Genomic DNA, 6,346 nt, shown 5'->3' with positions numbered 1-6,346 from the left:
CCGACCCCGCCGAGGCCGACGCGCTCCAGCGCCTGCGCCACCGCGGCGGCGCGCTCGGCGCGCGGCACGCGGCGCATCTCCAGCGGGAAGGCGACATTGCCGGCCACCGTCAGATGCGGCCACAGCGCGTAGTCCTGGAACACCATGCCGAGCTCGCGCGCCTCGGGCGGCAGGCAACGGCCGGGTTCGGCGACGATCTGGTCGCCGAACTGCACGGCACCTTCGTCGGGCTGCAGCAGACCTGCCAGCAGCTTCAACAAGGTGCTCTTGCCGCAGCCAGAGGGCCCCAGCAGCGCGAGCGTGGTGCCGGCCGGCACGTCGAGGTCGATCCCGTCGAGGACGGTGTGCGCGCCGAAGCGCTGGCGCAAGCCGCGCAGGCGGATCGGGACGCGCGTGCCCTGGTTCATGCGGACTCCTTCAGAACTTGTGGCGGATGCCCGCCATCAGGCCGAACTGGTTCTTGCCGGCCACCACGTCGGTGCCGAAGCCGTTCAGGCCGAGGTTCGAGCCGTTGCGGTTCAGCACGTAGCCGAGGTTCAGGTAGAGGTCGGTGCGCTTGGACAGGAAGTAGTCCGCATCGACCTGGAACGACCACGGATCGCGCGAGTTGCCGTAGAAGTTCTGGTACATCGCGGTGCCCGAGAAGGCCAGGTCCGGCTGCGCGTACCAGGTCGAGCCGAGCCAGTAGAGGCTGCTGGCCTCGACCGGCGAGCTCGACAGCGTGCTCAGGTGCACCGCGTGCGAATCGAGGTAGCGGTAGCCCGCGTAGGTGGTGACGCTGGAGAACTTGTAGCTCGCGGCCACGCCGATGCGGCGGTCCATGTCGCCCTCGTAGCCGCCGGCCTTGGTGGTGTGGGCCGCCGTCGCGCTGGTGCTGCCGCCGTTCTTCTGGTCGTACACCAGGGTCGCGCTGAACGGGCCGTGCTTGTAGCGCAGGCCGGCCTCGATCACGCGCGCGTAGCGGGTGTCGCCGGCCGGTTGCGCGCCGTAGGTGACGCTGTCGTAGCCGAAGCTGTACTGGGCGATGGCGGTCAGGCCGCCGAAGCGCTTCTCGTAGCGCACGGTGTTGTCGAGCCGGTCGGAGAAGGCCGGATCCTGCATCTTGATCGCGTAGACGGCGTTCTTGAGCGGGTTGTATTCGCTGACCCAGTCAAGGAACAGGCCGCCCTGGCGGCCCAGCGAGACGGTGCCGAGCCGCTCGTCGGCGATGCCGACGTAGGCGAGCCGGCCGAATTCGCGGCCGCCCTGCAGCGAGGCGCCGGTATCGATGTTGATGCCGCTTTCGAGCAGGAAGAAGGCGCGCGTGCCGCCGCCCAGGTCCTCGCGGCCGGTGATGCCCCAGCGCGAGCCGGACATGTTGCCGGAGGTCAGGCGCGTCACGCTGTGCGTGGTGCCTTTCGAGGAAGCGGCGTTGTCGAGATATTCGAGACCGGTATCGAGGATACCGTAGAGGGTCACCGAGGTGCCGGCGGCACTTGGCGTTTCGTCTGCGTAGGCGTGGGCGGACATGCCGGCACAGGCGGCCAGGCACGCGCCTACCGCCGCGATGCGATAGGAGTGGTTCACGAGTTTTGTCCTCTTTGGGATTCAATCGAGCCGCCACTGTAAGTGGCGGGTAAGTCAGGTTCGTGACAGGGAGGAGGGGGCGGCGCGCAGGGGCGAAGCGGCGGCGGTGGAGCCAGACAGCGTGACTTGTCGAGAAATATGTACTATATAGCGTACATATGAACGCACATACTTCACTGCATTCTCCTGCCGAATTGGGGCGCCTGATCCGCGAAAGGCGGAAAGCCGATGGGCTGACGCAGGAAACCCTGGCTGCGGCCGCGGGTGTTGGTCGGCGCGTGGTCGCCGACCTCGAGGACGGCGGCAATGTCAGCTCGCATGTCCTGCTGCCGATCCTCGAGCGTCTCGGAATCGGCCTCGTGCCATCGAACTCGCCTGCCTATCCCGCGGCGCTGCTGGCGCTTTGCCGGACGGCATCGACCAGCTATCACGGAAATCTGCCGCCGGCCGTGATGGAGCGCTTTCTGCTGACCGGCAAGGTCTCGCTGAAGTGGGCGACGCTGGTCGACTACGCACTCGAGGAAACCCCGCCGATGTTGTTCGAAAAAGCGATTGCGACCTGGAGCAAGCCGACGCGAGCTCGCATCCGGGAGAATCTGCGGAACTGGGCGGCGAGCCGCCAGCTCAACGTACCCGAGGAGTTTCGTCTTGCCTGATTTCGATCCGAAGATGTGGGAGCGCCTGTTCGACCAGGCCGTGGCGTTGATCGACACCGTCGAGGTCGTCGGGGAGCGTCCGCCTCGCTGGCGATTCGGCGGCGGCACGATGCTGATGCTCGATTTCAATCATCGATTCAGCAAGGACATCGATATCTTCATCACGGACCCGCAATATCTGACTTTCTATTCGCCTCGGCTCAATGACGTAGCGGAGTCGTTTGCGACCGAATACATCGAGGCTGCTCACTACCTGAAGATCGTCGGAGACGGCGGCGACATCGATTTCGTGATTGCGCCGACCTTGACCGAGCAAGCCACGGCGGAGCGCGAGATTCGCGGCCGAATGGTCACGACGGAAACCCCCGTCGAAATCATCGCCAAGAAAGCCTTCTATCGCGCCCAGGGGTTTACCGGCCGGGATTTGTTCGACATGGCGCTCGTGCTGGAGCGCTGTCCCGACGCCTGCGCGCGCGAGGCGGCGCTGCTACGCACGCACGCGCGTGTCATCCTGGACCGCCTCGACCAGCGGCGCGACCGCCTCGAAGCCGATTTCGCGCGGATCATCACGCTCGACTATCGTCCGGGCTTCGAGCATTGCTACCAGGTGGTCGCCGATTTTCTCAATGGGTCGTCCCCGAATTCGAAGGCGAAAAGAACCCGCTCCGATCGCTGATCCCCCTCAAAAAATCGACCGCCCCGTATAAGTCGTCAGCCACTCCAGCGCCAGCACCCCCGCCAGCGAATTGCCGTTCGGATCCAGCCCCGGCGACCACACGCAAACCGCCATCTCCCCCGGCAGCACCGCGACGATGCCGCCGCCCACGCCGCTCTTGGCCGGCAGCCCGACGCGGTAGACGAAGTCGCCGGCCGCATCGTAGGTGCCGCAGGTCAGCATCAGGGCCGAGAGCCGCTTGGCCGAGCTGGCGTCGACGATCTGCTCGCCGCTGATCGGCGCCACCCCGCCGTTGGCGAGGAACAGCGCGGCCTGGGCCAGCTCCACGCAGCTCATCGAGATCGCGCACTGGCGGCAGTAGGCGTCCACCACCGTGGAGGCCGGCATCCACATGTTGCCGAAGCTGGCCATGAAGTGCGCCATCGCGCGGTTGCGCTCGGCATGCTGCAGCTCGGAGCTCGCCACGCGCGAATCGTAGTCGATCTCGCTGGAGCCGATCAGGCGGCGGATGAACTCCACCAGCGCCGTCTCGGCGCGCACGAAGCGCCGGCTCAGCACGTCGGTCACCACCAGCGCGCCGGCGTTGATGAAGGGATTGCGCGGCTTGCCGCGCTCGCTCTCGAGCTGCACCAGCGAGTTGAAGGCGGTGCCCGACGGCTCGCGGCCGACGCGCTGCCAGAGCTCGTCGCCGAGCAACTGGAAGGCCAGCGTGCAGGCGAACAGCTTGGAGATGCTCTGGATCGAGAAGCGCTCCTGCGCGTCGCCGACCGTGTAGGTCCGACCGTCGAGCGTGACGATCGCGATGCCGAAGCGCTCGGCCGGCACCTTGGCGAGTTCGGGGATGTAGTCGGCGACGCGCCCGGCGCCGATCCAGGGCGCGATTTCGGATTGGATGCGGTCGAGTATCGATTGGTAATTCATGACGAAGGCGGCGGCGCGCGCACGGAATTCAGCGAGCCCGTATGGAAGCGCCTGCGCGCCGATTCGTCAAGCGCCGATGCGGCCCGGCGGCCTTTCGCGCGAAGCGGCGCCGGCGCGAGCGGGGCGTTGCCGCCCGCCGCCTGTCGCTCGCCCGTAGCCGCCGTCGCGGCCGCCGCCGCCGGCTTTCTGTCGCCTTACCAGTGATAGTTCGCGCCCGCGAACACCTGCCGCCCGTAGCCGAACCAGCACCAGGCCGTCGACGAGCACGAGGCGACGTAGCGGCGATTGAGCAGGTTCTGCGCGTTCACGTAGATGTCCGAGCCCTTCAGGCGCGAGGACAGGCGCCCGAGGTCGTAGCGCAGCGTCGCGTCCAGCAGCAGGTAGCTGGCCAGCCGGTACTGGTTGGTGTCGTTGTAGGTCTGGCCGGTGTAGCGCAGCCCGGCGCCGGCCGACAGCCCCGCCAGCGGCCCGCGCCGCTGCGTGTAGTAGGCCCAGGCCGAGGCCTGGTGCTGCGGCACGCCGGTCAGGAACTTGCCCTCCAGCCCGCTGTTGTCCTTCACGTACTTGGTATCGAGGTAGGTATAGCTGGCCGTCACGTTCAGCGAATCGGACAGGCTCGCCTTCGCCTCCAGCTCGATGCCGCGCGAGCGCGCCTCGCCCGACTGGGTCTGGTAGAGCGGGTTGACGGTGTCGGTGGTCAGCAGGTTGTTGCGGGTGAGATCGAACAGCGCGATGGTGAACATCGCGTCGTAGTCGGTCGGCTGGAACTTCAGGCCGATCTCGTACTGCTTCGCGCGTTCCGGGTCGAAGGGCCGGCCGGCGCGACTGGTGCCGCTCTGCGGCGAGAACGATTCGGTGTAGCCGACGTAGGGCGCGATGCCGTTGTCGAACACGTAGCTGAGGCCGGCGCGCTTGGTGAAGGCGCGCGCCGATTGCGAGCTGGTCGCGCCATTGGCGGTGGTCGAGGTATTGGCCCAATCCTGGCGAGCGCCCAGCGTCAGCACGAAGTGGCCGTAGCGCATCTGGTCCTGCGCATAGACGCCGAACTGGTTGCCGCGGATCCGGGTGGGCGCGAGCGCGATCGGGTCGATCGGCTGCGCGTAGTTCGGCGCGAGCACGTCGAGCGGCGGCGCGCTGCCGTAGCCGAGCGCGTAGGAGGTGGCGAAGTGCTGGTAGTCGAAGCCGGCCAGCACCGTGTGGCGCACCGCGCCGGTCGCGAAGCGGCCTTCGAGCTGGTTGTCGAGCGCGATCGAGTTGAACTGGTCCTGCGAGGCGATCGAGTAGCGCTGCAGCGAAGAGGTGCCGGGCACGAAGCCGCTGCTGTAGACGCTCGCGTAATCCTGGCCGATATGGAAGTAGCGCGCGTTCGAGCGCACCGTCCAGTCGCGGTCGAGCTTGCGCGAGAAGCGGTAGCCGAGCGCCGCCTCGGTGCGGCTGAAGCGTTCGAAATTGGTGTCGCCGTCGTAGAAGTCGCGCGGCAGCGCCCCGTAGGGGCTGCCGATCACCGAGCCCTCCAGCGGCACCGCGCCGTAGGAGCTGCTGCGCGGGTCGCGCTGGTAGAGCGCGTAGAGCGTCAGCGAGGTGGCCTCGTCGGGGCGCCAGGTGAACGAGGGCGCCAGCGCGATGCGCTCGTTGCGGGTGCTCTCGACCTGGCCGAACTCGCTGCGCGCGATGCCGGTGAAGCGGTACAGGTAGCGGCTGTCGGCGTCGAGCGGGCCCGAGAAATCGAACGTGGCCTGCCGGTGCGCATCGGTGCCGAGCTCCACGCCGATCTCGTGCAGCGGCTGGCGCGTCGGCGGCTTGCTGCCCTGGTCGAGCACGCCGCCCGCCGCCGCCTGGCCGTAGAGCACCGACACCGGCCCCTTCAGCACGTCGATGCGTTCCAGCAGATAGGGGTCGATCTGCGGCGTGGAATACATGCTGTTGTCGACCTGCTTCAGGCCGTTCCAATAGGTGTTGGCCGAGAAGCCGCGCACCGTCAGCATGTCGTAGCGCGTGGCCACGGCGCCGCGCGTCTCGGGCTGCACGCCCGAGGTGTAGCGCACCGCCGCGTTGAGCGTCTGCGCGTCCTGCTGGACCATCTGGTCGTGCGTGACCACCGAGACCGATTGCGGGATCTCGAGCAGCGAGGTGGCGGTCTTCGAGCCGGCGCTGCTGGTCGCGGCCACGTAGCCGCCGTCGTCGTCGCCCGCGCGGCTGCTGACCTTGACGACCGGCAGCGCGTGGCTGGCCGCGGCCGACGCGCCGGCGGCATCGATATCGGCATTGCCGCCGCCGGCCCGCGCGCGCACCAGCCAGACCTGGCGGCCGCCGTCGACGGCCTCCAGCGAACTGCCCGCGAGCAGGGCGGCGAAGCCCTCGGCCAGCGTGTAGCGGCCGTCGATGCCGCGCGTGCGTCGGCCCTCGACCAGCCGCGCGTCCATCTGGATCGTCACGCCGGCCTGGCTGGCCAGTTCGGACAGGGCGGCGCCCAGCTCGCCGGCCGGCACATGCCAGGTGCGGCGCCCGGCCGGGTTCGCGGCATCCG

6 protein-coding genes are annotated in these 6,346 nt (G+C 68.1%); 2 read left to right on the top strand and 4 right to left on the bottom strand.

The features are described from left to right. Together F3J10_RS33810 and F3J10_RS33805 are read right to left on the bottom strand one after the other, a co-directional pair. Positions 1-407, bottom strand: a 407-nt coding sequence (locus F3J10_RS33810; protein ID WP_205200580.1) for an ATP-binding cassette domain-containing protein, incomplete at its 3' end; no start/stop codon positions are given. A 10-nt stretch (positions 408-417) separates the two neighbouring features. Beyond that, complete coding sequence (locus F3J10_RS33805; protein WP_166916677.1) at positions 418-1,566, bottom strand: porin; 1,149 nt, start codon at positions 1,564-1,566, stop codon at positions 418-420. 158 nt (positions 1,567-1,724) lie between these two features. On the opposite strand from F3J10_RS33805, the gene F3J10_RS33800 reads away from it, so the two are divergent. Both F3J10_RS33800 and F3J10_RS33795 read left to right on the top strand, forming a co-directional pair. Then, positions 1,725-2,222 carry a helix-turn-helix domain-containing protein gene (locus F3J10_RS33800; protein WP_166916679.1) on the top strand — a complete coding sequence of 166 codons (498 nt, stop codon included), beginning with the start codon at positions 1,725-1,727 and terminating at the stop codon, positions 2,220-2,222. Continuing rightward, complete coding sequence (locus tag F3J10_RS33795; RefSeq protein WP_167234413.1) at positions 2,215-2,898, top strand: nucleotidyl transferase AbiEii/AbiGii toxin family protein; 684 nt, start codon at positions 2,215-2,217, stop codon at positions 2,896-2,898. The genes F3J10_RS33800 and F3J10_RS33795 overlap by 8 nt, the downstream gene beginning before the upstream one ends. Positions 2,899-2,904: 6 nt before the next feature. Here the strand turns inward: F3J10_RS33795 and F3J10_RS33790 are convergent, their stop codons facing one another. Both F3J10_RS33790 and F3J10_RS33785 read right to left on the bottom strand, forming a co-directional pair. Then, complete coding sequence (locus F3J10_RS33790) at positions 2,905-3,819, bottom strand: glutaminase (RefSeq protein ID WP_167243896.1); 915 nt, start codon at positions 3,817-3,819, stop codon at positions 2,905-2,907. 194 nt (positions 3,820-4,013) lie between these two features. Then, positions 4,014-6,346, bottom strand: a 2,333-nt coding sequence (locus tag F3J10_RS33785) for a TonB-dependent siderophore receptor (RefSeq protein WP_167243895.1), incomplete at its 5' end; no start/stop codon positions are given.

Origin of the sequence: Burkholderia sp. Cy-637 (assembly GCF_011753175.1) — a bacterium.
GTDB classification, from domain to species: Bacteria; Pseudomonadota; Gammaproteobacteria; order Burkholderiales; family Burkholderiaceae; genus Burkholderia; species Burkholderia gladioli.
This window is presented reverse-complemented; position numbering and strand designations above follow the sequence as displayed.

What these genes read in the sequence shown, in the direction of transcription:
- F3J10_RS33800 (WP_166916679.1), top strand. Translation starts at nt 1,725, where the DNA reads ATGAACGCACATACTTCACTGCATTCTCCTGCCGAATTGGGGCGCCTG.
- F3J10_RS33790 (WP_167243896.1), bottom strand. Translation starts at nt 3,819, where the DNA reads ATGAATTACCAATCGATACTCGACCGCATCCAATCCGAAATCGCGCCC.